Below are 21507 nucleotides of genomic sequence, written 5' to 3' on the forward strand. Positions count from 1 at the left end.
GCAGGGGAGTGCCTGGCATGATCACCTTCGTCAACCGCTTCACACTCACCGGTGACCCCGAGGAGTTCGAGAAGGCCTTCGACGAGACGGCGGCCTTCCTGCGCGCGCAGCCGGGCCTGATCAAGTACACGCTGTCGCGCCAGCTGGACGACCCGGCGTCGTACGTCAACATCGCGTTGTGGGAGAGCGCCGACGCGCTGCGTGCCGCCTTGGCGCACCCGGACTTCGGCAACCACGCCAAGGCGATGCGGGGCCTCGCCGAGTCGTCGGGTGCGATCTTCGCGCCGCGCCTCTCGTTCGAAGCCTGATGGGTCCTCTCGCGGGTTTGCGGGTCGTCGAGTTCGGCGGCATCGGACCCGGTCCGCACGGTGCGATGCTGCTCGCGGACCTCGGCGCGGAGGTCGTGCGCGTCGAGCGTTCGTCCGGCGGCCTGTCCGTAGTGCCGGACGCCTCCCGCGACTTCCTGTTGCGCGGCAGGCGTTCGGTGTCCGCGGACCTGAAGTCCGCGGAGGGCCGTGCTTCGGTGCTGTCGCTGATCGCCGCCGCCGACGTGGTGATCGAGGGCTTCCGCCCCGGGGTGCTGGAACGGCTGGGGCTGGGGCCTTCCGACTGTCTCGCGGTCAATCCCGGGCTGGTCTACGCGCGGATGACCGGCTGGGGCCAGTCCGGACCCCTGGCTCCGCGCGCGGGCCACGACATCAACTACCTGTCGGTGACCGGGATGCTGCACGCGATCGGCAAGCCGCCGCTGAACCTGGTCGGCGACTTCGGCGGCGGCTCCCTGTACCTGGTGGTGGGCGTGCTGGCGGCGTTGTGGGAACGCCAGCGCACCGGTGTCGGTCAGGTCGTGGACGCGGCGATCGTCGACGGGGTGGCGTCGCTGGCGCAGATGATCTGGTCGATGAAGGCGCAGTCGGTGTGGGAGGACTCGCCGGACGCCAACCTGCTCGACGGCGGGTGCCCGTTCTACTCGATCTACGAGTGCGCGGACGGTCGTTCGGTCGCCGTGGGGTCCTTGGAGCCGCAGTTCTACGCGTTGTTGTTGTCCGGCTTGGGGTTGTCCGCGGACGATCTGCCGGCTCAGCTTGACCGCGACGGATGGCCGTTGCTGCGCAAGACGTTCGCCGAGATGTTCCGCACGCGGACCCGCGACGAGTGGGCGGAGGTGTTCGCGTCGTCCGACGCGTGCGTGACACCGGTGCTGACCTTGGAGGAAGCGGCCTCGCACCCGCACCTGGTGGCACGCGGCGTGTTCACTTCGGACGGTGCCGCCGCTCCGGCACCTCGCTTTCTATAGCTTGGCGAAGAACTCGATGATGTCCTCGGCGTGTGCCCGAGGCTCCTCCATCGCGACGAAGTGGCCGCCGGGGTTGCCCTCGCCCCACCGGACGATGTCGTTCGTCTGTTCCGCGAGCCGGCGAATCCCCGGCGCCCCGTTGTACACACCGGTCGGCGCGACCTGTTGCCCGGTGGGCCAGGCGAACCGCGTGTTGTCGTACATGAACCACGACGAGCTCGCGGCGGTGCCGGTGAACCAGTAGATGCTCGCGTTGGTCAGCAGCAGGTCGCGGTCGATGGCCAGGTCCGGCGTCGCGGCCGTGAACGTGAACTCCTTGAACTTCTGCATCAGCCAGCCCAGCAGCCCCGCCGGTGAGTCGGTCCAGCCGTAGGAGAACGTCTGCGGCGCGACGCGCAGGAGCGTGTGGTGGTCGACGGCGTACTTGGACCACTGCTCGATCTGTGCGAACGCGGCTCGTTCGTCCTCGGTCAGGTCCGCGTTCTCGTCGGGGAAGCCGAGGCCGCCGTCGATGTGCACGCCGACCACGCCGTCCGGATCGGCTTTCGCCGTCTCCTGGGCGATGTATGCCCCGAGGTCTCCGCCCTGCGTGCCATAGCGTTCGTAGCCGAGCCGGTGCATCAGCTCGGCCCACATGCGCCCGACCTGTGCGGTGCCGAACCCGGTTTCCGTTGGCGCGTCGGAGAAACCGAAGCCGGGCACGGACGGTGCCACCACGTGGAAGTGCTCGGTCAGCAGGTCGATGGTGCTGGTGAACTCGACGACCGAGTTGGGCCAGCCGTGCGTGATGATCAGCGGGAGAGCGTCCGGGTTCTTCGACCGCGCGTGCAGGAAGTGCACGCGCAGCCCGTCGATCTCCGTCGTGTACTGGGGAAACGCGTTGAGCCGCTGTTCCTGTCCGCGCCAGTCGTAGCTGTGCCGCCAGTGGTGGGCGAGGTCCTTCAGGTAGTCGGCCGGGACGCCGCGGCTCCAGCCCTCGCCGGGGAGCTGCCGGGGCCAGCGCGTCTGGTCGAGCCGGGCGTGCAGGTCGTCGAGGTCGGTCTGCGGGATGTGGAGGTGGAACGGCGTGATCGTCATGTCCGTGACGCTATTCTCGAAGTAGGACAGGTTCGGTCCCACTTCACACGGGGATGTCGTTCGCAGGGCTAAGTTCTTCGTCGTGGAACTGCGCATCTTCACCGAGCCCCAGCAGGGGGCGAGCTACGACGACCTGCTCCGGGTGGCCAGGACGGCCGAGGACGCCGGGTACGGCGCCTTCTTCCGCTCCGACCACTACCTCAGGATGGGGTCGGTCGACGGTCTGCCCGGCCCGACGGACCCGTGGATCACCTTCGCCGGTCTGGCCCGCGACACGACGACGATCCGCCTGGGCACCCTGATGACGGCGGCGACGTTCCGCCACCCCGGCCCGCTCGCCATCAGCGTCGCCCAGGTCGACCAGATGTCCGGCGGCCGCGTGGAGTTCGGCATCGGCGCGGGCTGGTACGAGGGCGAGCACACCGCGTACGGCATCCCGTTCCCGTCGCTGGCTGAGCGCTTCGAGCGCTACGAGGAGCAGGTCGCGATCATCACCGGCCTGTGGGAGACCCCGCTCGGCGGCACCTTCTCGTTCGAGGGCAAGCACTACACGCTGACCGACTCGCCCGCGCTGCCCAAGCCCGCGCAGGAACGCGTCCCGGTGCTGATCGGCGGCATGGGTGCTCGCCGGACGCCGGCACTGGCCGCGTCCTACGCCACCGAGTTCAACCTGCCGTTCGTCGGCATCGACGCCGCCATCGAGCAGTACGCCCGCGTCGACGCGGCCTGCGAGGAGATCGGCCGCGACCCCAGCGAGATCATCCGCTCGGTCGCCCTCGTCGCCTGTGTCGGCCGCACCGACGCCGACGTCGCCCGCCGCGCGGCCGCGATCGGCCGTGAGGTCGACGAGCTCAAGCAGAACGGCCTCGCCGGCAGCCCGGCCGAGATCGTCGACCGCATCGGCGCATGGCGTGATGCGACCGGTATCCAGCGCGTGTACCTGCAGATGCTGGACCTGGCCGACCTCGACCACATCACTGAGATCGCCGAGGACGTCGCGCCCCAGCTCTGATATATCGGTTGGCCTGATACATGGGATACTGATATATGGGATATCAGGCGAGCGCTTTGTGAACCTCTGCCGGCATCGGCATGGCGTACTTCGCGAAGCGCCGCCGATATCCGATATATCGCAGCTGCAACGCGGGATCGTCCAGGAAGCGCTTTTCCAGCCCGTCCTGCCCGAACACCAGCTTCAGCCCACGCCCGAGCATCGACGGCGAGTCGAGCTCGAAGCGGTCGCGCAACACGTCGGCGGCCGCGTGGTCGCCGAACTCGAGCGCGGCTCGTCGCACGGACTCGACCGGCACCATCAGGTACGGCTCGTCAGCGCGAACACCGTCGCGATATGCGATGTCCAATGCGCTGAGCGCCTTCTGGTGAGCTCCACCGTCGAGCCCGAGGTAGTACTGCTCCCAGTCGCCGACGCTGATCTCACCACTCCAGGAGCGGACGGGTGCGGTGACTTTCTTCGGCGCCGCCGCCGCATCCGAGAACGTTCCTGATGACGCGAGCGCCGTGATTCCGGCAGCCGTGAACAACTGGCGTCGAGAAAGTCTCACGACGCACCCTCCTCCGCGATCCCGCGAGCTCCCCGCCGCGGGGCTACGGAATGCTAGCGAAGGTGATCCCCGGCGCGACGGGGCCAACCGGCTTGTGATGTGCCTGGCTCAAAGTGCGGTCCGTCAGGGGGAGTGTTCCGTCGAGCGCCGCAAGCACGGCGTCACGGGCCAGGGGAAGCACCTCGGCCACCGTGACGTCCCTGCCCAGCTCGTGCGAGAGGGAAGCGACGCCCGCGTCCTTGATGCCGCACGGGATGATGTCGCCGAACGCCTCAAGGCTCGCGTTGCAGTTGATTTCGAAACCGTGCATGGTCACGCCGCGCTGCACGCGGATGCCGATGGCGGCGACCTTGCGCTCCGGGCCGCGGTCGTCGGCCGGGATCCACACGCCGCTGCGGCCCTCGACCCGGCCGGTGTGCACACCGAGCTGGTCGCAGACGTCGATCAGGCCCTGCTCGATGCGCCGCACGTAGTCCACGACGTCCATCGGCTCGGCCAGCCTGACGATCGGGTAGCCGACCAGCTGGCCAGGTCCGTGCCAGGTGATCTTGCCGCCGCGGTCGACGTCGATGACGGGGGTGCTGCCGCCGCGCGGGCGTTCCTCGTCGAGGGTGCGCCGGCCGCAGGTGTAGACCGGCGGGTGCTCCAGCAACAGCAGCGTGTCAGGCCCGGTGCCACCCGCGCGAACCTCCACGATCTCCTTCTGGAGGTCCCACGCCGCCATGTAGTCGATGAGCCCCAGCTCACGGATGACGACGGGGTCTGACGAGGTGCGGCACGAGTTCACGACCCGACGTTACCAACCCCAGCGCGAGCGCTGCCACGAGTCCGACACCTGTCACACCCAGCACCGCGCCGATGACGTCGGTGACCCAGTGCATCTCCAGCACGACCCTGGCGAAACCGGCCACGAGCACCGCCAGCGCGGCCCACAGCACACCGCGTCCGAGCAACACGACCATCGTGAAACCGACCGACGCGACCGCCACCGTGTGCCCGCTCGGGTAGCTCGGCAGGTGGTACTCGATGGGCCGCACCCGGTCGAACAGCCACCGCGCCAGCAGCGTCGCGCAACACAGTCCGTGCAACGCCAACGCCTTCCACAGCCGTAGATCGCGCCGCCGCCACGCGAGCACGAACAACACCGCCGCGAAGCCCCACCCGATCGTCGGCCCGAGCACCAGCCCCACAATGTATGCAGTCGTCCGAAGCCATTCCGGCCGCGGCAGCGTGTCGTGCACCCACACGTCGAGCCAGGTGACCTCCGGCATGCCGAGCAAGATCCAGGAGATCACCAGAAGGGCCGCGACGACACGAGTCATGCCACCGCCGCGTTCAGTGCGGCCGGCAGCGCGGGATGCATGAAGTGGAAGCCGCGGCTCTCCAGCACCTTCGGCGTCAGCCCCGGCCCGCTCAACAACAGCTCCTGCGCCATCTCACCGCCGAGCAACGTCTTCAACGCGAACGCCGGCACCACCCACGGCGTCGGCCGGTTCAGCGCCGTGCCGACCGCCTTGGTGAACTCGGCGTTCGTCACCGGCGTCGGTCCCGCGACGTTGACCGGTCCGCGGATGTCGTCGTGCTCGACGACGAACCGGTACGCGGACACGACGTCGTCCAGCGACACCCACGGGAAGAACTGCTCGCCGGTCCCGAGCTTGCCGCCCAGGAAGAACTGGAAGACCGGCTTCAACCGCCCGAACACACCGCCCGATGGCGAGATGACGACAGCGGTGCGCATTAGTACGACACGCACGCCGCCCTCCTGGGCCACGGACGTCGCCGCCTCCCAGTCCTGGGTCAGCCGCGACATGAACGTGTGGCCGCCCGGCGCGTCCTCGTCCGCAAGCCGGGATCCGGTGTCGCCGTAGAAGTGGGCGCCCGACGAGTTCACCAGCGCGGGCACGCCGTGCTCGACGACCGCCGCCGACAGCACCTCGGCCGGCACGACACGGCTGTCGTGCAGCACCTGCTTGCGCGCGTCGTCCCACCGCTTGTCGCCGATGCCCGCACCACAGAGGTTGACGACGGCGTCGACGCCGTCGAACGTGCCGTCGTCGATGCGGCCGGCGTACGGGTCCCACCCGCGCTCGTCAGGAGCAGCGGCTTTGCGGCGCACCAGCCGCAGCACCTCATGGCCGGCGGCGCGCATGGACGCCACCAGGCTCGTTCCGATCAGGCCCGACGATCCCGCGATGACAACTCGCATATGTAGATCGTTCCCCACTCAAGCACCGCATGCACAGCCACAGATCCCCTACTGGCCCCAGGATGTGCCGAAGGCCACCCCGGCAAACCGGGGTGGCCTTCAGATCACACCTTCTGGTCACACTGTTCAGCGATATCCGATATATCGGATATCAGTCCTGCTCAGTGGCGTCAGAGACCGAGGTCGGCCTCGAACGCGCCCTCCTCGAGACGGTTCTTGACCGTCGTGAGGAAGCGGCCCGCGTCGGCACCGTCGACCAGGCGGTGGTCGTAGGTGAGCGCCAGGTACATCATCGAGCGGATCGCGATGGTGTCGTTGCCGTCCTCGTCGGTCATGACGACCGCGCGCTTCTTCACGACGCCGACGCCCAGGATGCCGACCTGCGGCTGCTGGATGATCGGGGTGTCGAAGAGCGCGCCGTTGCTGCCGAGGTTGGTCAGCGAGAACGTGCCGCCGGTGAGCTCGTCCGGGGTGAGCTTGTTCGAACGGGCGCGCCCGGCCAGGTCACCGATCTTGTGGGCGATGCCCGACAGGTTCAGGTCACCGGCGTTGTGGATCACGGCGTTGAGCAGGCCGCGCTCCGTGTCGATCGCCAGACCGAGGTGCTCGGCACCGTGGTAGGTGACCTCCTTGCGCTCCTCGTCGATCGACGCGTTGAGCACCGGGTGGGCCTTGAGGGCCTCGATGGCGGCCTTGGCGAAGAACGGCAGGAACGTGAGCTTCGCGCCCTCACGAGCCTCGAACGCCTTCTTCGCCTGGTTGCGCAGCCGGGCGATCTTGGTCACGTCGACCTCGAACACCTGGGTGAGCTGGGCCGACATCTGCAGCGACTCACGCGTGCGCTGCGCGACGATCTGGCGCAGGCGCGGGAGCTTCTGCACGGTGCCGCGCTTGCCCGAGTTGTCGACCGCGGCCGGGGCGGCGGTACGAGCGGCGGGCGCGGCCGGAGCAGTGGCGGCCGGTGCCGGAGCCGGGGCCTTCTTGGCCTCGACGGCGGCGAGCACGTCCTGCTTGCGGATGCGGCCACCGACGCCGGTGCCCTTCAGCGAGCCCAGGTCGATGCCGTTCTCCGACGCGAGCTTGCGCACGAGCGGAGTGACGTACGGCGTGCCGTTCGCGTCGTCGCTCGAAGAAGCGGAGGCGGGAGCGGGCGCGGCCTGCGGGGCCGGAGCGGCGGGGGCCGGAGCCGGTGCCGGGGCGGCCTGCGGGGCCGGAGCCGCGGCGGGCGCGGGTGCCGGAGCGGCCTGCTGGGGAGCAGGCGCCGGGGCGGGCGCGGCGGCCGGAGCCGGGCTGCCCGAACCGATGACGGCGAGCTTGCCGCCGACCTCGACGGTCTCGTCCTCACCGGCGGTGATCTCGAGCAGCGTGCCCGCGACCGGCGACGGGATCTCGGTGTCGACCTTGTCGGTCGAGACCTCGAGCAGCGGCTCGTCGACCTCGACGCTGTCGCCGACCTGCTTCAGCCAGCGGGTGACGGTGCCCTCGGTGACGGACTCGCCGAGCGCGGGCATCGTGACGTCGGTGCCCTCGGCGGAACCACCCGACTGGGCGGGAGCCGGGGCTTCCTGCACGGCCTCGGCGGGCGCGGCGGACGGCTGCGTCTGCTGCGGCTGTGCCGATTCCTGGGGCTGTGCCGTTTCTTGGGGCGCGGACTCCTGGGCCGGAGCCGGCGCGGCGGAACCGCCGTCACCGTCACCGATGACCGCGAGCTCGCCACCGACCTCGACGGTGTCGTCCTCCTGCGCGACGATCTTCTGCAGGACACCGGCCGCCGGGGACGGGATCTCGGTGTCGACCTTGTCGGTGGACACCTCGAGCAACGGCTCGTCCACCTCCACCCGGTCGCCTTCCTGCTTCAACCACCGGGTGACCGTGCCCTCGGTGACGCTCTCACCGAGTGCGGGCATCTGGACGGAGAAGGCCATTGTTCGCTGACTCCTCGTGCTCTCGTGTGGCTGACTTTGTGTGGGGAACGGTCAGCCGTGCACGTGCAGCGGCTTGCCGGCCAGGGCGAGGAAGGCCTCGCCAAGGGCTTCAGTCTGGGTCGGGTGGGCGTGGATCAGCGGAGCCACGTCCTCGGGGTAAGCCTCCCAGCTGTAGATCAGCTGGGCCTCACCGATCAGCTCGCCGACGCGCTCGCCGACCATGGTCACACCGACGACGGGGCCGTCGGGCGCCTTGACCAGCTTCACGCCACCGGAGGTCTTGAGGATCTGGCTCTTGCCGTTGCCCGCGAGGTCGTAGATGAACACCTCGGCGGAACCGTACTTCTCCTTGGCCGCGGCCTCGGACAGACCGACGGAGGCGACCTCGGGCTTGCAGTAGGTGACGCGCGGGATGCCCGCCTCGTCGATCACCTTCGGGTTCTGGCCCGCGATCTCCTCGGCCACGAAGATGCCCTGCTGGAAACCGCGGTGCGCGAGCTGCAGGCCCGGCACGATGTCGCCGACGGCGTAGACGTTCGGCAGGTTCGTGCGCAGGCGCTCGTCGGTGATGACGAACCCGCGGTCGATCGTGACGCCGGCCTCCTCGTAACCGTGGCCCGCGCTGTTCGGGCCGCGGCCGACCGCGACGAGCAGCAGGTCGGCGTCGAGGACGTCGCCGTTCTCCAGCGTGATCGACACGCCCGAGTCGGACTGGGTGGCGCCGGTGAACTTCACGCCGGTCTTGAACTTGATGCCGCGCTTGCGGAAGGCGCGCTCGAGCTGCTTGGACGCGTACTCGTCCTCGGCCGGCACCAGGCGGGGCAGGGCCTCGACGATGGTGACGTCCGCGCCGAACGACCGCCACACGCTGGCGAACTCCACACCGATGACGCCGCCGCCGAGGACGACGACCTTCTCCGGGATGAAGTCCAGGTTGAGCGCCTGGTCACTGGTGATGACCCGGCCGCCGATCTCCAGACCGGGCAGGCTGCGGGCGTACGAACCGGTCGCGAGCACCACGTTCTTGCCGACGTAGCGCTGACCGTTCACGACGACCGTGTTCGGGCCGACGAACGTGCCCGCGCCCTCGACGAAGGTGACCTTGTTGGCCTTCGCCAGACCCTGCAGACCCTTGTAGAGCCGCGAGATCACGCCGTCCTTGTACGAGTTGACGCCGGCGATGTCGATGCCCTCGAGCGAGCTCTTCACGCCGAACTGGTCGCCTTCACGCGCGTTGTCCGCGACCTCGGCCGCGTGCAGCAGCGCCTTGGTCGGGATGCAACCGCGGTGCAGACAGGTGCCACCCAGCTTGTCCTTCTCGACCAGGACGACGGACAGGCCGAGCTCGGCCGCGCGGAACGCGCAGGCATACCCACCTGAACCGCCGCCGAGGATGACGAGATCGGCGTTGGTGGCCGACTCCAGTTCCGGCGAAGTCACTTCGGATCTCCTCGGGATTACTTACTACGCGCGGGTGCGCGCGAGGTACGCGGCCATCTTGTCACTAGTTGCCAGAGCATGGTGATCCGGCATGGGACACCACGCCCGACTCTGATCATTCACCTACTCATAACACCCCTACCTGGCACCATGGTGGAGGGAAGCGCAGGAGGTGCCCGATGGGGCTGTTCGATCGTTTTCGCAGGAAGCCGCGTCCAGGAGTGCTCCGGACCGCCTCCAACCAGGACACGAGCCACCTCGAACAGTGGACGAAGAGCCGGCACGGCGTCGAGGCCTATGTGGAGCCGAAGACGACGGTGACCGAAACCACTGTGGTTCTCGTCGCTCACGACGGCGAGTGGACCCGCCGCCGAGTCGCCTCCCCGGACGCCGCGCGTTCGTTCGCCCGCAAACTCGGCATGCCGATCTACGACGCCGGCATCGTCGGCTACCCGAAGCGCATGCGCGACTACACCGCGCGCAAAAAGGCCTCAGGCGACTAGACGCGATCTCTGGGCGCGATCTCTAAACGTTCACCGTCGGCTCGTGCCGCACGGGAAAATTGACGCTCGCCGCGATGAAGCACATCGAGTGAGCTTTCTCGTGCAACGCCTGCGCGGTCTCTTTCGTGTCCGGATCGGCGACCGTGACGACGGGGTTGAGCACCACCTCGGTGAACCGCCCGGACCCGTCCGGGTGCTCGGCCATCGTGCCGCTGGCGTGATCGCGGTAGCCGGTGACGACGACGCCGTTCACCGACGCCAGGTGCAGGTACCAGAGCATGTGGCACTGCGACAGCGACGCGACGAGCAACTCCTCGGGGTTGTACCGGCTCCGGTCACCCCGGAACGACGGGTCCGACGACCCGAGGATCGTCTCCTTGCCCGCGGCCAGCACCTCGTGCGCGCGCTCATAAGCCTTGTATCCGGAAGTCCCGTTCCCGGTGTTCCCGGTCCAGACGACGTCCACTTCGTACTGATGCGTCCCCATGTGGAAATACTCCTCTGGCGAAGCCCTCCGACCTAGCCTCGCGACACGAGCATCTTCTTTCAGTCGCGCCCGTCCGTGCCCATCCCAACCGATATATCAGTTCCGCACCCACCCTGACCTGTACCTTAGCAATGAGTCTTTGGACGTCGACCGCAAACGACTCGTTGCAAAGGTGCTCGGGAAATGATTTCACGGGCGTCCGCGAGCGTTTGTGAGAAAACAAAACGGGCGGAGGCCCGAAGGTCTCCGCCCGCTTTTGGGAACAGGTGGACTCAGCCGTTGGCGGCGATGTCCGCCAGCACGGCCGCGATGGTCCGCACCGGAACGCCGGTGCCGCCCTTCGCGGTGTACCCGTACGCGCCACCCGTGTGGTACGCCGGGCCCGCGATGTCGATGTGCGCCCACTGGACGCCCTCGGCGACGAACTCGCGCAGGAACAGGCCCGCCGCGAGCATGCCGCCCCAGCGGTGGCCCGTGACGTTCGCCAGGTCGGCCAGGCGCGAGTCGAGGTCCGCGCGCAGCTCCTCGGGCAGCGGCATCGGCCACGCCGACTCGCCGACCGCGGTGCCGATGGCGGCCACGCGGTCACGGAACTCCTCGGAGCCCATGACGCCCGAGGTGCGCTTGCCCAGGGCCACGACCTGCGCGCCGGTGAGGGTCGCGGTCTCGATCAGGTAGTCCGGGCCGTCCTCGCACGCGCGCACGATGGCGTCGGACAGGATCAGGCGGCCCTCGGCGTCGGTGTTGAGCACCTCGACGGTCTTGCCGCCGTACATGGTCAGCACGTCGCCGGGGCGGTACGCGTCACCCGACGGCATGTTCTCCGCCATCGGGATCGACGCGATGATCTCCAGCGGGTACTTGAGCTTCGCGGCCAGCACCATCGTGGCGACGATCGCGGCGGCGCCCGACATGTCCGAGGTCATCTCGTCCATGCCAGCGGCCGGCTTGATCGAGATGCCGCCGGTGTCGAACGTGATGCCCTTGCCGACGAGCGCGACCTTCTTGGTGGCCTTGGCGCCCTTGTAGGAGATGCGCACGAGGCGCGGCTGGCGGGTCGAACCGCCGCCGACGCCCAGGATGCCGCCGAAGCCCTGCTTCTTGAGCGCCTTCTCGTCGAGCACCTCGACGTCGAGACCCGCGGCCGTGGCCAGCTTCGCGGCGCGGTCGGCGAACGAGCCGGGGTAGAGGTCGTTCGGCGGCGTGTTGATGAAGTCACGCGCGATGGCGACGGCCTCGGCGATCGCGACGGCGGCCTTCAGCGCGGCCTTGTTCTCCTTGGTGCCGGCCGCGATCAGGTCGACCTTCGCGACCGGGCCCTCGCCCTTGTCGGACTTGTACTCGGTGAACGTGTAGGCGCCCAGCAGGGTGCCCTCGGCCGCGGCGGCCACGTGCAGCGAGGCCAGCGTGTTCAGCGCGCGCTTCTTGCCGGCCAGCGCGCGGGCGGCGACACCGGACGCGCGGCGCACCTGCTCCTCGCCTGCGGACTTGCCGAGACCGACGGCCAGCACCAGCGGGGCGGCGAGCTTGCCGAACGTCGGGACCTTCACCAGTTCGTCGGCCTTGCCGGACGCGCGCAGGGTGCCGAGCACCTCGAGCAGCGCGCCGTCGAACGCGGCGTTGACAGCTTCGGCGCCGGGCGCGAGCTCCAGACCGTCCGCACCCTGCAGGGTTCCCACGACGACTGCGTCAGCGGCGGTGGTGCTCAGGTCACCTTCGGTGAGGGCCAGCTTCGGGGCTGTCACGTGCTGCTCCATGGTTGTGCGTGGTAGGGGTGCTCGGAATCGTGACCCATGCTAAAGGTCGGGCAGTCCCACTAATGCCCAGGCCCGCCACGTTCGCCGCAATCCGTGACGTTGACAGTTGCTCACGGTGGCGGTTCGCCCATTTCGCGCATCAGTCGACCGGGTGGTTACGGCCGGATGCCGCATCTGCGACTGTGTACCGGTGACCCACACGCCTCGCGAGATCGTTGCCACGATCGCGCTCGGTCTTCCCGCGGTGCTCGGTGCGGGGGTCTTCGCCGGATTCGCCCCTGCCGCAAGCCTTGCGGGCTGGTGGGTGCTCCCTGCGCTGGCCCTGTCCGCGTTCGCCGCGTTGTGCTCGGCCTTCTCGACCGCTGACCAGTCGCGGGCCTACCCGGATGTCGGCGGCGGTTACGGATACGTACGCGCACAGCTCGGTGTGTGGCCCGCCCGGATGACGGCGAGTGCCCACCTCCTCGGCAGGGCGGCGATGGCGGCGGCCGTGGCGTCGATGTTCGGCGCGTACGTCGTGCCGGACCAGCCGACGGTCGGCGCTCTCGCCCTCGTCGTCGCGACGGCGGTGCTCGGCGCGGCCGGGTTCCGCTTCAGCACGGGCGTCAGTGTGCTGGTGTCGCTGGTGGTTCTCGGTGTGCTGGCTCTCGTGGTGGCGTCGAGCTTCTCGATCGAGCCGGTGCCGTCGGCGGGCGAGACCGGCACTGTCAACGAACTCGTCGGCGTCGCGGGCCTGATGTTCATGGCGTTCGCGGGTTTCGAGCGCATCACGGCCCCGCACCGCGGTGAGCGGCACCACTCGCCGGCCGTGCTCAGGGTCGCGATTCCAGTCCTCATCGGACTGTCCTTCGTGGTCTGTCTGGCCGTCGGCGCCGGTCTGCTGCGACAGCTCGGCAGCGCGCGCCTCGCGTTGTCGCCCGCGCCGTTGCGCGACGCGCTCGTCGCCGCGGACGCGTCCGCGTTGGTGCCGCTCGTGCAGATCGCCGCGGCCGTGGCCGGTGTCGCCGCACTGCACTTCGTACTCGCGTCCGCACACCGCACGCTCACCGGTCTCGCCGAGGACGGCGACCTGCCGACGCGCCTCAAGCCCGGTGTGCTTTCCCTCGTCGTAGTCGTCGCCAGCGCTCTCGCGGTGCTCCTCGTGCCGATGGCGACCGCACTGGGCGTGGCGGCGTGCGGGACGTTGTTCTACTACGCCTTCACGAACGCGTCGGCGCGAGTCCTGCTGCAGAACGACCGCACATGGCCCATGCGCACGGCCTGTCTCGGACTGGGGCTCTCGGTACTGCTCGCGATGAGCATGCCGGTGCCCGCACTGCTCATCTCTCTCGCAGGGCTGGGCGCCGGCACCGGACTCATCAGCCTGACAGCGTTACTGAGAGGAAAACGAGCAGCGTCACGCCAACGCACACCGCAAGGCCGATGATGCGGCCGTTGGTGGACTCGCTGTCGTTGGTGAGCGCACGGTAGACGACCAGGAAGATCGCGGCGGCGAACACGGCGCCCACCACACCGCCGACGCCGCCGAGCACCCAGCCGTCCATCAGGGTCATGCCGGTGCCCAGCACGAGCAACGCGGCCTGCAACACGGTGCGGACGTCCGCACCCCTCGAAGATCTTTCCGCATCGGTCATGGGCGGGCACTCTATCGAGCCTGAGTTAGTAGGACGTCCGAGTTTTGGGAAGACGATTTTCCGTATCCCCACCAGCGGGTTACCGTGCTCACATGACGAGCGCGTTGCCTTTCACCCGGACTCCCCACCCGCACCCGGCGACCCCGGAGCGCGTAGCGGAGGTACTTGCCAAGCCGGGCTTCGGGCAGCACTTCACCGACCACATGGTGACGATCCGCTGGAACCGCGAGAAGGGCTGGCACGACGCTGAAGTCGGCCCGTACTCCACCCTCGCACTGGACCCCGCGGCAATGGTGCTGCACTACGGCCAGGCGATCTTCGAAGGGCTCAAGGCCTACCGGCAGCCCGACGGTTCGATCGCGTCCTTCCGCCCTGAGGCCAACGCCGAGCGCTTCCGCGCCTCGGCCCGCCGCATGGCGATGCCCGAACTTCCCGACGACCTCTTCCTGGAGTCCGTCCGGCAGATCCTCGCGGTCGACGACCGCTGGGTGCCGTCGGCCGAGGAGGAGTCCCTCTACCTGCGGCCGTTCATGATCTCCACGGAGAAGGGCCTCGGCGTGCGACCCGCGTCCGAGTACCTGTTCGTGCTGATCGCCTCACCCGCCGGCTCCTACTTCGCGGGCGGTGTCCGCCCGGTGAGCGTGTGGCTCTCGACCGAGTACGTCCGCGCGGCCCCCGGTGGCACCGGCGCGGCCAAGTTCGCCGGCAACTACGCCGCGTCCCTCGTGGCGCAGGCGCAGGCCGCGGAGAAGGGTTGCGACCAGGTCGTCTGGCTCGACGCGGTGGAACGCCGCTGGGTCGAGGAGATGGGCGGGATGAACCTGTTCTTCGTCTTCGGCGACAAGGTCGTCACCCCGGAGCTGACCGGCACGTTGCTGCCGGGCATCACCCGCAGTTCGTTGCTGCAGCTGGCAAGCGACCTCGGACTGTCCGTCGAGGAGCGTCGCATCTCGACCGAGGAGTGGGAGAAGGCCAACGCCTCCGGTGAGCTCACCGAGGTCTTCGCCTGTGGCACGGCCGCGGTCATCACGCCGGTCGGCCACGTCAAGCACGCCGGTGGCGAGTTCGACGTCGCCGACGGCGGCCCCGGCTCGGTGACGATGAAGCTGCGCGAGCGCCTGACCGGCCTCCAGCACGGCCACGTCGCCGACACCCACGGCTGGATGACGGTGCTCCACTCGTAGGCCTTCGCTCCTAAGCGATCACCAGCACGGCCAGAAGCGCGATTTCGGCGGCAGCACCGAGCACATCACCGGTGATGCCGCCGAAACGCTTTCCGGTGTGCTTCACCAGCAACCACACGAGCGCGCCCGCGACGACGACGCCGACGACAGCGCGTATACCGAGCGCATAACCTGCGGCGGCGAGCACCATCCACGTGCCGGCGACCAGCATTGGATGCTGTGTACCGGCTACCAGCGCCCCGAGCCCTTCAGGCCGTGCGGCGGGCACATTTCGCATACAGCAGACACCGAACGCGGCCCTGCTCGTCGCGAACGCGAGCACGACGACACCCCAGTGGGCCTGGGGGAGAGCGGCGGCCTGCGCCCCCAGCACGACGATCAGCGTGACGACACCGAACGGCCCGGCCCCGCCGTCCTTCATGACCTGAAGCGCGCGCTCCGGCGGCCCGTAACACCCCAGACCGTCTGCAGTATCCGCAAGACCGTCCAAGTGCATACCGCGTGTGGCCAGCGCGACGACGCCGACGGCCAGGAACCCGGCTACTGGCGCCGATATATCGCATACGGCCAACAACTTGAGCACGCCGACGACGAACGTGCCCAGCAGAACGCCGACAATCGGCGTGTATGCAATGGCCCGTCCCGCCGCCTTGCGGTCGACATGGTCGACGCGCAGCGGCAGGACGGTCAGCCAGGAGAACGCCAGCTTCATTCTTTGTTCGTGACGCCTGCGCTGTCGAAGGTCGCCATCTCGGCGAGCACCTTCACCGCGGAGATCAGCAACGGCAGCGCCGCCACCGCTCCGGAGCCCTCACCGAGCCGCATCTCGAACTCCAGCAGCGGCGTCAGGTTCAGGTGCCCGAGCGCGATCGCGTGCGCGGGCTCGGCGGACTGGTGTCCGGCCACCCACCACTCGCGCGCACCCGGCGCCAGCTCCTCGGCGACGACCGCGGCCGCACCGACGACGACGCCGTCGAGCACCACCGGAGTCCGTCGCACGGCGGCCTGCGCCACGAACCCGGCCATCGCCGCCAGGTCCGCGCCACCGGCCGTGGCCAGCAGCGCGACCGGGTCGCTGATCACCAGGCGGGCCCGGCGCAGGGCGTCGCGGATCGCCGCCGTCTTGCGCATCCACGCCTGGTCGTCGATGCCCGTGCCGCGGCCGACGACCGCGACCGGCTCCGAGCCGGTCAGCGACGCGATCAGCACGGCGGCCGGCGTCGTGTTGCCGATGCCCATGTCGCCGGCGACGAGCACGTCGGCGCCCGCGTCGACCTCCTCGTCGGCGATGGCGCGGCCCGCGGCGATCGCGAGCTCGCACTGCTCACGGGTGAGCGCGTCCTCGCGGTCGATCGACCCGGACGAGCGCCGCACCTTGTGCGCGCTGACCGCTGCCGGGGTGTCCGCGTCCACCGCCATGTCGACCACGCGCACCGTGGCGCCCGCGACCTGGGCGAGCACGTTCACCGCGGCGCCGCCGGTGAGGAAGTTCGCGACCATCTGGCCGGTCACCTCGCTCGGGTACGCCGAGACGCCCTGCGCGGTGACACCGTGGTCACCCGCGAACACGACGACGCGAGGCCGCACGAACGGCTTCGGCGGCACGACGCCCTGGCACGCCGCGATCCAGTTGCCCAGCTCCTCGAGCCGTCCGAGTGAGCCGACCGGCTTGGTCAGCACCGCGTGCCGGGCCTCGGCCTCGCGCAGAACGGTCTCGTCCGGCGGCTCCACCGGCGGGAACTCGGTGCTCACGGTTGCTCCTTAGCGCAGCTTCAACGGGATGCCCGCGACGAGGAGCGTCACCTCGTCGCACACCTCGGCGACGCGCGCGTTGAGCGCACCGAGGTGATCGCGGAAGAGTCTGCCTGAGCGCGTCGACGGAATGACGCCGAGGCCGACCTCCGCGCTCACCAGCACCAGTCGCGTCCGGCACGTGGCGACCGAGCGCACGAGTTCGTCGACATCGCTCTCCACCGCGTCGGTGCCGTGACCTTCCCAGGCCTCGGCGTCGTCCAGCACGCCGACCAGCCACGTCGACAGGTCGTCCACCAGGATCGGCGGGTCCTCGTACTGCGTCGCGGTGAGCAACGCCGGCAGATCGGACGGCGCCGACGCCTCGACCGTGTGCCAAGTGGACGGACGGCGCGCGACGTGCAGCGCGATGCGTGCGTCCCAGTCCGGGTCGTCGGGGTATCTGCGCGCGGTTGCGACGTAAGTCACGGTCGGGTCGGTGAGCAGGCCTTCCGCGTGCGCTGACTTGCCTGAACGCGCTCCGCCGAGCACCAGAGTCCTAGATGACAAGAGTTAGCCTTCGTCCCATGGAGTTCCGCTGGCGCTACCAGGATGCACAGGGACGCGACGTCGCGGGCCCGGATGTGATGTTCGCGGACCAGACCGAGGCCGAGGAGTGGTTCAGCGCCGGCTGGCGTGACCTGCTCGACGCCGGGGTCGAACAGGTCACGCTGCTGCGCTCGGAATCCGAGGTGTACGGCCCGATGAGCCTCCACCCAGTCCTTTAAGAGCAGGGTCCTTTAAGAGCAGGGCGAACTAACCCTGGGCGGTGAGCCTCGGGTCGTCGGTGATGACGCCCTCGAGGACGTTGTCGATCTGCTTGAGCACGTCGTCGTCGAGCTCGATGTCGATCGCCTTGACGTTCTCGTGGACCTGCTCCGGACGCGACGCGCCGATGATCGCGGACGCGACGTTCGGGTTCTTGAGCACCCACGCGACCGCGAGCTGCGCCATGGTGACGCCCGCTTCCTCGGCGATCGGCCTGAGCTGCTGCACGGCGTTGAGCACGTCGTCCCGCATCCAGCGCGAGATCATCTGCGAGCCGCGCGCGTCGGCCAGGCGCGAGCCCTCCGGCACGTCGGCGCCCGGCAGGTACTTGCCGGTCAGGATGCCCTGTGCGACGGGGGAGAAGACGATCTGGCTGAGGCCCTCGCGCTCGCAGGCAGGGATGACCTGCGGCTCGATGACGCGCCACAGCATCGAGTACTGCGGCTGGTGCGACACGAACGGGATCTGCAGCTCACGGGCCAGCGCGGCACCGCGGGTGATCTGCTCGGCGGTCCACTCGGAGACGCCGACGTAGAGGACCTTGCCCTGGCGGACGAGGTCGGCGAACGCCAGCATCGTCTCTTCCAGCGGAACGCTGTAGTCGTACCGGTGAGCCTGGTAGAGGTCGACGTAGTCGGTCTGCAGGCGCTTCAGCGAAGCGTTGGCCGACTCCATGACGTGCTTGCGACCCAGCCCGCGGTCGTTGGGACCGCCGGGGCCGGTCGGCCAGTAGACCTTGGTCAGGATCTCCAGCGACTCGCGCCGCTCACCCTTGAGCGCCCTGCCGAGCACCGACTCCGCGGCGGTGTTGGCGTAGACATCGGCGGTGTCGAAGGTGGTGATCCCCGACTCGAGCGCTGCCTTCACACAGGCGTGCGCCTGCTCTTCCTCGACCTGGGAGCCGTGGGTGAGCCAGTTGCCGTACGAGATCTCGCTGATGGACAGGCCGCTGCGGCCGAGTCGACGGAACTTCATACATCGGAGCTTAAACCGAAATCGTTCGTACTGCTAATGAACTTCGGGTGCGCGCCAGACCAGCGAATACCGCCAGAACACGTGCCTGCGGATGCGCGCGCCGGGCACGACCTCCGCTGCCACCGCACGGATCTCCGGCAACGTCGGCGCCGTCATCACCATCGGCATCTCGGTGTCGTGTGGCTTGCCCCCGGTGCCGTTGAAGGCCTTGGCGAGCCCGACGACGGCGTTCGCGGGCAACGTCACGAACTCCATCGCCCGGTCCGCAGGCGTCGCCGTCATGTAGAGGCCGATGACGATCAGCAGCCCGCCCGGCCTGGTCAGCTCGGCGAGCCTGGTGAGGCCCTCGCGCAACGGCAGGTGATGCAGGCTCGCCTCGGCGGTGACGACGTCGTACCGCCCGAGGTCGTGGGTGAGCACGTCGCCGTTGATCCACCTGATCCGGTCGCTGGTCGCGCTCGCGCGCTCGATCATGCGCGCGCTGGCGTCGATCGCGGTGACCTCGTCGGCCTTCAACGACCGCGCCAGGTCACCGAGGCCGCAACCGACGTCCAGCGCTGATCCGGCCCGAGACGGCAACTGCCGGAGCAGCCAGCGGCGGTACCACTCGTTGTGGTTCCACCGCAGCTTCTCCGGCAGTTGAAGCTTGCGCTGCTTCTCGCGCACTTACTTGATGGCCTCGCCCGGCTTCACACGCGGCTTGGGCACGCGCAGGCGGCGCAGCTGGCTCGCGCGGATGAACGAGTACCAGCCGATCGACAGGCCCTTGATCGGCTCGGCCGGGAACTTCGCCCGCACCCTCTTCGTGACGAGCCGGCCGAGCACGAGGCCCTCGATGACCATCGCGATCAGCATGAACGTCGTCGCGAGCGTCGCGTACCGCTGCACGGCGAGCGACGGCGTCAGCAGCGCCACGAACACCAGGATCGCGAGCGGCATGAACAGGCCCATGAGGTTGCGGCGCGAGTCGACGAGGTCGCGGATGTACGCCTTCACCGGACCGCGGTCGCGCGGCAGCAGGTACTTGTCGTCGCCGGCCATCATGCGCTGACGGCGCTCGGTGGCCGCGGCACGGCGCTCTTCCTTGCTCACCTTGTTGCCGCGCATGCGCTTGAACGCCTCGCGCTGCGTGCGGGGAGGCGGCGGAACGGGCCCGGAACGCCTGCCCTGCGCCTCACGCCGCTTCGGCGTGGGCCGGCCCTTGCCCGCCGTGCGGGTGGAGTCGGCGGCCTCGGCGGCGGAATCGATGGCCGGGGCTTCGGTATCGGCGGAGTTGCGGCGCAGGAACCTCACAGCACAAGGGTAGGACAGTGGTTCTTCTGTACCTTTCGCGAGGTGCGCGTACTCATCGCTCCGGACTGCTTCGGCGGCACCCTGACCGCCCGCGAGGCCGCCGACGCCATCGCCACCGGCTGGCGCGAGGCCAAACCCGACGACGTCGTCGTCGAACGCCCACTGGCCGACGGCGGCCCCGGCTTCGTGGACGTTCTGCACGCCGCGCTGGGCGGCGATATCCGATGTACCAGCGTCACCGGCCCGCTCGGCAAGCCCGTCGAAGCACGCTGGCTCAGCGTGCATGCGGACGGTCGACGCGTTGCATACATCGAGTCCGCCGAAGCGTGCGGCCTCCATCTCGTCCCGGCCGAACTCCGCCCGGAATCCTGCGAGACGGCGACCACGCGAGGCGTCGGCGAACTGATCGCGGCAGCGATCTCGCAGTCGACCATGGCTGACAACGATGTCATCACAGTCGGACTCGGCGGCTCCGGGACGACCGACGGCGGCGCCGGCATGCTCGCCGCGCTGTCCGACGCGGGCGTCGATCTGACTGATATATCGCTGGTGGCGGCGTCGGACGTCGAGAACCCGCTGCTCGGCCCACACGGAGCGGCTCGCACGTTCGGTCCTCAGAAGGGCGCGTCCCCGGAAGCCGTGGAACGCCTCGAAGCCAAGCTCGCCGCGATGGACGTCCTCAAAGCCGTATCCGATATACCGGGGGCCGGCGCGGCAGGCGGCCTGGGCGCCGCGCTCCTCTCGCTGGGCGCGACGGTGACGTCGGGCGCCGGACTCGTCCGCGAACTCACCGGCCTGGACGCCGCCCTCGACGACGCCGACGTCGTCGTCACCGGCGAAGGCAGCTTCGACTGGCAGTCGCTCCGAGGCAAGCTCATCACCGCCGTCGCGGGCGGCGCCGCCGAACGCGGTATCCCGTGCGTCGCCATCGCAGGCCAGGTCAGCGTCGGCAGCCGGGAGATGGGCGCTGCGGGCGTCCAGGAGGCCTACTCGGTGTCCGACCACGTCGGCTCTGTGCAAAAGTCGATTGCGGACGCCCGCAAAAGTCTCGTTGCAACGGCGCAGCACGTCGCGCGGCAGTGGTCTACGTGACGTTCGACATGAGCCATCGCTGTGGGACCATGGAAATGGAACAAAGCGGGGAACGCCCGTGTTGTTGAGGGGCGAACCGCCCGCAAAGGACCTCTTAGGAGAGCCATGACGACCGCTCAGGATGCCGCTTCGACCTCCGAGGCGCCGACCCACGGCGTGACGCTGACCGATGCGGCCGCCGTCAAGGCCAAGGCGCTGCTCGACCAGGAGGGCCGCGACGACATGCACTTGCGCATCGCCGTCCAGCCCGGCGGTTGCGCTGGTCTGCGCTACCAGCTGTTCTTCGACGAGCGCGCGCTCGACGGTGACGCGCTGGTCGACTTCAACGGCATGAAGGTCGCCGTTGACCGCATGAGCGCGCCCTACGTCGAAGGCGCAGTCATCGACTTCGTGGACACGATCGAGAAGCAGGGCTTCACGATCGACAACCCGAACGCCGGCGGGTCCTGCGCCTGCGGCGACTCGTTCCACTAAGGCGAACACGCGCGAGGCCGCGTTCCCAGATCAGACGAT

General features: G+C 69.1%; 25 protein-coding genes. 9 read left to right on the forward strand and 16 right to left on the reverse strand.

What is annotated here, in order from left to right:
- Window positions 1-17 precede the first annotated feature (17 nt).
- Both B0F77_RS24005 and B0F77_RS24010 read left to right on the forward strand, forming a co-directional pair.
- Window positions 18-308 (forward strand): antibiotic biosynthesis monooxygenase family protein, encoded by a 291-nt coding sequence (locus tag B0F77_RS24005; RefSeq protein ID WP_086665226.1) that lies wholly within the window; start codon window positions 18-20, stop codon window positions 306-308.
- Entirely contained in the window at window positions 305-1297 is a 993-nt protein-coding gene (locus B0F77_RS24010) for a CaiB/BaiF CoA transferase family protein (RefSeq protein WP_086665261.1), read from the forward strand. The genes B0F77_RS24005 and B0F77_RS24010 overlap by 4 nt, the downstream gene beginning before the upstream one ends.
- Here B0F77_RS24010 and B0F77_RS24015 read toward each other — a convergent pair.
- Window positions 1292-2374, reverse strand: coding sequence for an epoxide hydrolase family protein (locus B0F77_RS24015; protein WP_086665260.1), 1083 nt, complete (start codon window positions 2372-2374; stop codon window positions 1292-1294). The two genes, B0F77_RS24010 and B0F77_RS24015, sit on opposite strands and share 6 nt — an antisense overlap.
- A gap of 82 nt (window positions 2375-2456) precedes the next feature.
- Here B0F77_RS24015 and B0F77_RS24020 point away from each other — a divergent pair, with 82 nt between their 5' ends.
- Window positions 2457-3386 carry an LLM class F420-dependent oxidoreductase gene (locus B0F77_RS24020; RefSeq protein ID WP_086665227.1) on the forward strand — a complete coding sequence of 310 codons (930 nt, stop codon included), beginning with the start codon at window positions 2457-2459 and terminating at the stop codon, window positions 3384-3386.
- A gap of 43 nt (window positions 3387-3429) precedes the next feature.
- Here B0F77_RS24020 and B0F77_RS24025 read toward each other — a convergent pair whose 3' ends face one another.
- The 6 genes from B0F77_RS24025 to lpdA form a co-directional block, all read right to left on the reverse strand.
- Entirely contained in the window at window positions 3430-3936 is a 507-nt protein-coding gene (locus tag B0F77_RS24025; RefSeq protein WP_143466875.1) for a hypothetical protein, read from the reverse strand.
- 43 nt (window positions 3937-3979) lie between these two features.
- Window positions 3980-4723 (reverse strand): lipoyl(octanoyl) transferase LipB, encoded by a 744-nt coding sequence (gene lipB, locus B0F77_RS24030; RefSeq protein ID WP_086665229.1) that lies wholly within the window; start codon window positions 4721-4723, stop codon window positions 3980-3982.
- Window positions 4680-5258: a phosphatase PAP2 family protein gene (locus tag B0F77_RS24035; RefSeq protein WP_086665230.1), complete on the reverse strand. Its 579-nt coding sequence runs from the start codon at window positions 5256-5258 to the stop codon at window positions 4680-4682. The genes lipB and B0F77_RS24035 overlap by 44 nt, the downstream gene beginning before the upstream one ends.
- A complete protein-coding gene (locus B0F77_RS24040) occupies window positions 5255-6145 on the reverse strand; it encodes a TIGR01777 family oxidoreductase (protein ID WP_086665231.1) in 891 nt (296 codons plus the stop codon). The genes B0F77_RS24035 and B0F77_RS24040 overlap by 4 nt, the downstream gene beginning before the upstream one ends.
- A 170-nt stretch (window positions 6146-6315) precedes the next feature.
- Window positions 6316-8070 carry a 2-oxoglutarate dehydrogenase, E2 component, dihydrolipoamide succinyltransferase gene (gene sucB, locus B0F77_RS24045; RefSeq protein ID WP_086665232.1) on the reverse strand — a complete coding sequence of 585 codons (1755 nt, stop codon included), beginning with the start codon at window positions 8068-8070 and terminating at the stop codon, window positions 6316-6318.
- Window positions 8071-8121: 51 nt separating this feature from the next.
- Window positions 8122-9510 carry a dihydrolipoyl dehydrogenase gene (lpdA, locus tag B0F77_RS24050; RefSeq protein WP_245848587.1) on the reverse strand — a complete coding sequence of 463 codons (1389 nt, stop codon included), beginning with the start codon at window positions 9508-9510 and terminating at the stop codon, window positions 8122-8124.
- Window positions 9511-9689: 179 nt separating this feature from the next.
- Here lpdA and B0F77_RS24055 point away from each other — a divergent pair, with 179 nt between their 5' ends.
- Window positions 9690-10013, forward strand: a complete 324-nt coding sequence (locus B0F77_RS24055) for an oxidoreductase (protein WP_086665233.1) — start codon at window positions 9690-9692, stop codon at window positions 10011-10013.
- A 22-nt stretch (window positions 10014-10035) separates the two neighbouring features.
- Here B0F77_RS24055 and B0F77_RS24060 read toward each other — a convergent pair whose 3' ends face one another.
- Both B0F77_RS24060 and B0F77_RS24065 read right to left on the reverse strand, forming a co-directional pair.
- The gene (locus tag B0F77_RS24060) at window positions 10036-10500 is read right to left on the reverse strand and encodes an OsmC family protein (protein WP_086665234.1); all 465 of its coding nucleotides are present in this window, start codon (window positions 10498-10500) and stop codon (window positions 10036-10038) included.
- Between the two features lie 272 nt (window positions 10501-10772).
- On the reverse strand, window positions 10773-12245 hold the full coding sequence (locus B0F77_RS24065) for a leucyl aminopeptidase (RefSeq protein WP_086665263.1): 1473 nt from the start codon (window positions 12243-12245) through the stop codon (window positions 10773-10775).
- Window positions 12246-12447: 202 nt separating this feature from the next.
- Here B0F77_RS24065 and B0F77_RS24070 point away from each other — a divergent pair, with 202 nt between their 5' ends.
- Window positions 12448-13683, forward strand: a complete 1236-nt coding sequence (locus tag B0F77_RS24070) for an APC family permease (protein ID WP_086665235.1) — start codon at window positions 12448-12450, stop codon at window positions 13681-13683.
- Here B0F77_RS24070 and B0F77_RS24075 read toward each other — a convergent pair.
- Complete coding sequence (locus tag B0F77_RS24075; RefSeq protein ID WP_086665236.1) at window positions 13616-13891, reverse strand: hypothetical protein; 276 nt, start codon at window positions 13889-13891, stop codon at window positions 13616-13618. The genes B0F77_RS24070 and B0F77_RS24075 overlap by 68 nt on opposite strands.
- A 92-nt stretch (window positions 13892-13983) precedes the next feature.
- Here B0F77_RS24075 and B0F77_RS24080 point away from each other — a divergent pair, with 92 nt between their 5' ends.
- A complete protein-coding gene (locus tag B0F77_RS24080; RefSeq protein ID WP_086665237.1) occupies window positions 13984-15075 on the forward strand; it encodes a branched-chain amino acid aminotransferase in 1092 nt (363 codons plus the stop codon).
- A 10-nt stretch (window positions 15076-15085) separates the two neighbouring features.
- Here B0F77_RS24080 and B0F77_RS24085 read toward each other — a convergent pair whose 3' ends face one another.
- From B0F77_RS24085 to cobU, 3 genes are read right to left on the reverse strand one after another with little or no spacing between them, the layout of a single operon-like run.
- The gene (locus B0F77_RS24085) at window positions 15086-15787 is read right to left on the reverse strand and encodes an adenosylcobinamide-GDP ribazoletransferase (RefSeq protein ID WP_086665238.1); all 702 of its coding nucleotides are present in this window, start codon (window positions 15785-15787) and stop codon (window positions 15086-15088) included.
- Window positions 15784-16827, reverse strand: coding sequence for a nicotinate-nucleotide--dimethylbenzimidazole phosphoribosyltransferase (cobT, locus tag B0F77_RS24090; protein ID WP_086665239.1), 1044 nt, complete (start codon window positions 16825-16827; stop codon window positions 15784-15786). Before cobT ends, B0F77_RS24085 begins: the two co-directional genes overlap by 4 nt.
- A 9-nt stretch (window positions 16828-16836) precedes the next feature.
- On the reverse strand, window positions 16837-17376 hold the full coding sequence (gene cobU / locus B0F77_RS24095) for a bifunctional adenosylcobinamide kinase/adenosylcobinamide-phosphate guanylyltransferase (protein WP_086665240.1): 540 nt from the start codon (window positions 17374-17376) through the stop codon (window positions 16837-16839).
- Between the two features lie 17 nt (window positions 17377-17393).
- Between cobU and B0F77_RS24100 the strand changes: the two genes are divergently transcribed.
- Window positions 17394-17594: a hypothetical protein gene (locus tag B0F77_RS24100; protein ID WP_086665241.1), complete on the forward strand. Its 201-nt coding sequence runs from the start codon at window positions 17394-17396 to the stop codon at window positions 17592-17594.
- A gap of 28 nt (window positions 17595-17622) precedes the next feature.
- Here B0F77_RS24100 and B0F77_RS24105 read toward each other — a convergent pair whose 3' ends face one another.
- Genes B0F77_RS24105 through B0F77_RS24115 form a run of 3 tightly spaced genes read right to left on the reverse strand, consistent with a single transcriptional unit; the run spans window position 17623 to window position 19902 of the window.
- The gene (locus B0F77_RS24105) at window positions 17623-18609 is read right to left on the reverse strand and encodes an aldo/keto reductase family protein (RefSeq protein WP_086665242.1); all 987 of its coding nucleotides are present in this window, start codon (window positions 18607-18609) and stop codon (window positions 17623-17625) included.
- A gap of 33 nt (window positions 18610-18642) precedes the next feature.
- Entirely contained in the window at window positions 18643-19275 is a 633-nt protein-coding gene (locus tag B0F77_RS24110) for a class I SAM-dependent methyltransferase (RefSeq protein ID WP_086665243.1), read from the reverse strand.
- Window positions 19276-19902: a DUF3043 domain-containing protein gene (locus tag B0F77_RS24115; RefSeq protein ID WP_086665244.1), complete on the reverse strand. Its 627-nt coding sequence runs from the start codon at window positions 19900-19902 to the stop codon at window positions 19276-19278.
- A 42-nt stretch (window positions 19903-19944) separates the two neighbouring features.
- On the opposite strand from B0F77_RS24115, the gene B0F77_RS24120 reads away from it, so the two are divergent.
- Together B0F77_RS24120 and B0F77_RS24125 are read left to right on the forward strand one after the other, a co-directional pair.
- On the forward strand, window positions 19945-20994 hold the full coding sequence (locus B0F77_RS24120) for a glycerate kinase family protein (RefSeq protein WP_086665245.1): 1050 nt from the start codon (window positions 19945-19947) through the stop codon (window positions 20992-20994).
- Window positions 20995-21099: 105 nt separating this feature from the next.
- On the forward strand, window positions 21100-21468 hold the full coding sequence (locus B0F77_RS24125; RefSeq protein ID WP_086665246.1) for a HesB/IscA family protein: 369 nt from the start codon (window positions 21100-21102) through the stop codon (window positions 21466-21468).
- Window positions 21469-21507: the final 39 nt, after the last annotated feature.

Source organism: Lentzea kentuckyensis, from assembly GCF_002150765.1.
Taxonomy (GTDB): Bacteria; Actinomycetota; Actinomycetes; order Mycobacteriales; family Pseudonocardiaceae; genus Lentzea; species Lentzea kentuckyensis.

Coding starts and splice junctions, on each gene's coding strand:
- B0F77_RS24055 (WP_086665233.1), top strand. CDS start 9,690: ATGGGGCTGTTCGATCGTTTTCGCAGGAAGCCGCGTCCAGGAGTGCTC.
- B0F77_RS24035 (WP_086665230.1), bottom strand. CDS start 5,258: ATGACTCGTGTCGTCGCGGCCCTTCTGGTGATCTCCTGGATCTTGCTC.
- B0F77_RS24085 (WP_086665238.1), bottom strand. CDS start 15,787: ATGAAGCTGGCGTTCTCCTGGCTGACCGTCCTGCCGCTGCGCGTCGAC.
- B0F77_RS24060 (WP_086665234.1), bottom strand. CDS start 10,500: ATGGGGACGCATCAGTACGAAGTGGACGTCGTCTGGACCGGGAACACC.
- B0F77_RS24105 (WP_086665242.1), bottom strand. CDS start 18,609: ATGAAGTTCCGTCGACTCGGCCGCAGCGGCCTGTCCATCAGCGAGATC.
- B0F77_RS24075 (WP_086665236.1), bottom strand. CDS start 13,891: ATGACCGATGCGGAAAGATCTTCGAGGGGTGCGGACGTCCGCACCGTG.
- B0F77_RS24015 (WP_086665260.1), bottom strand. CDS start 2,374: ATGACGATCACGCCGTTCCACCTCCACATCCCGCAGACCGACCTCGAC.
- B0F77_RS24125 (WP_086665246.1), top strand. CDS start 21,100: ATGACGACCGCTCAGGATGCCGCTTCGACCTCCGAGGCGCCGACCCAC.
- B0F77_RS24100 (WP_086665241.1), top strand. CDS start 17,394: ATGGAGTTCCGCTGGCGCTACCAGGATGCACAGGGACGCGACGTCGCG.
- B0F77_RS24005 (WP_086665226.1), top strand. CDS start 18: ATGATCACCTTCGTCAACCGCTTCACACTCACCGGTGACCCCGAGGAG.
- B0F77_RS24080 (WP_086665237.1), top strand. CDS start 13,984: ATGACGAGCGCGTTGCCTTTCACCCGGACTCCCCACCCGCACCCGGCG.
- sucB (WP_086665232.1), bottom strand. CDS start 8,070: ATGGCCTTCTCCGTCCAGATGCCCGCACTCGGTGAGAGCGTCACCGAG.
- B0F77_RS24040 (WP_086665231.1), bottom strand. CDS start 6,145: ATGCGAGTTGTCATCGCGGGATCGTCGGGCCTGATCGGAACGAGCCTG.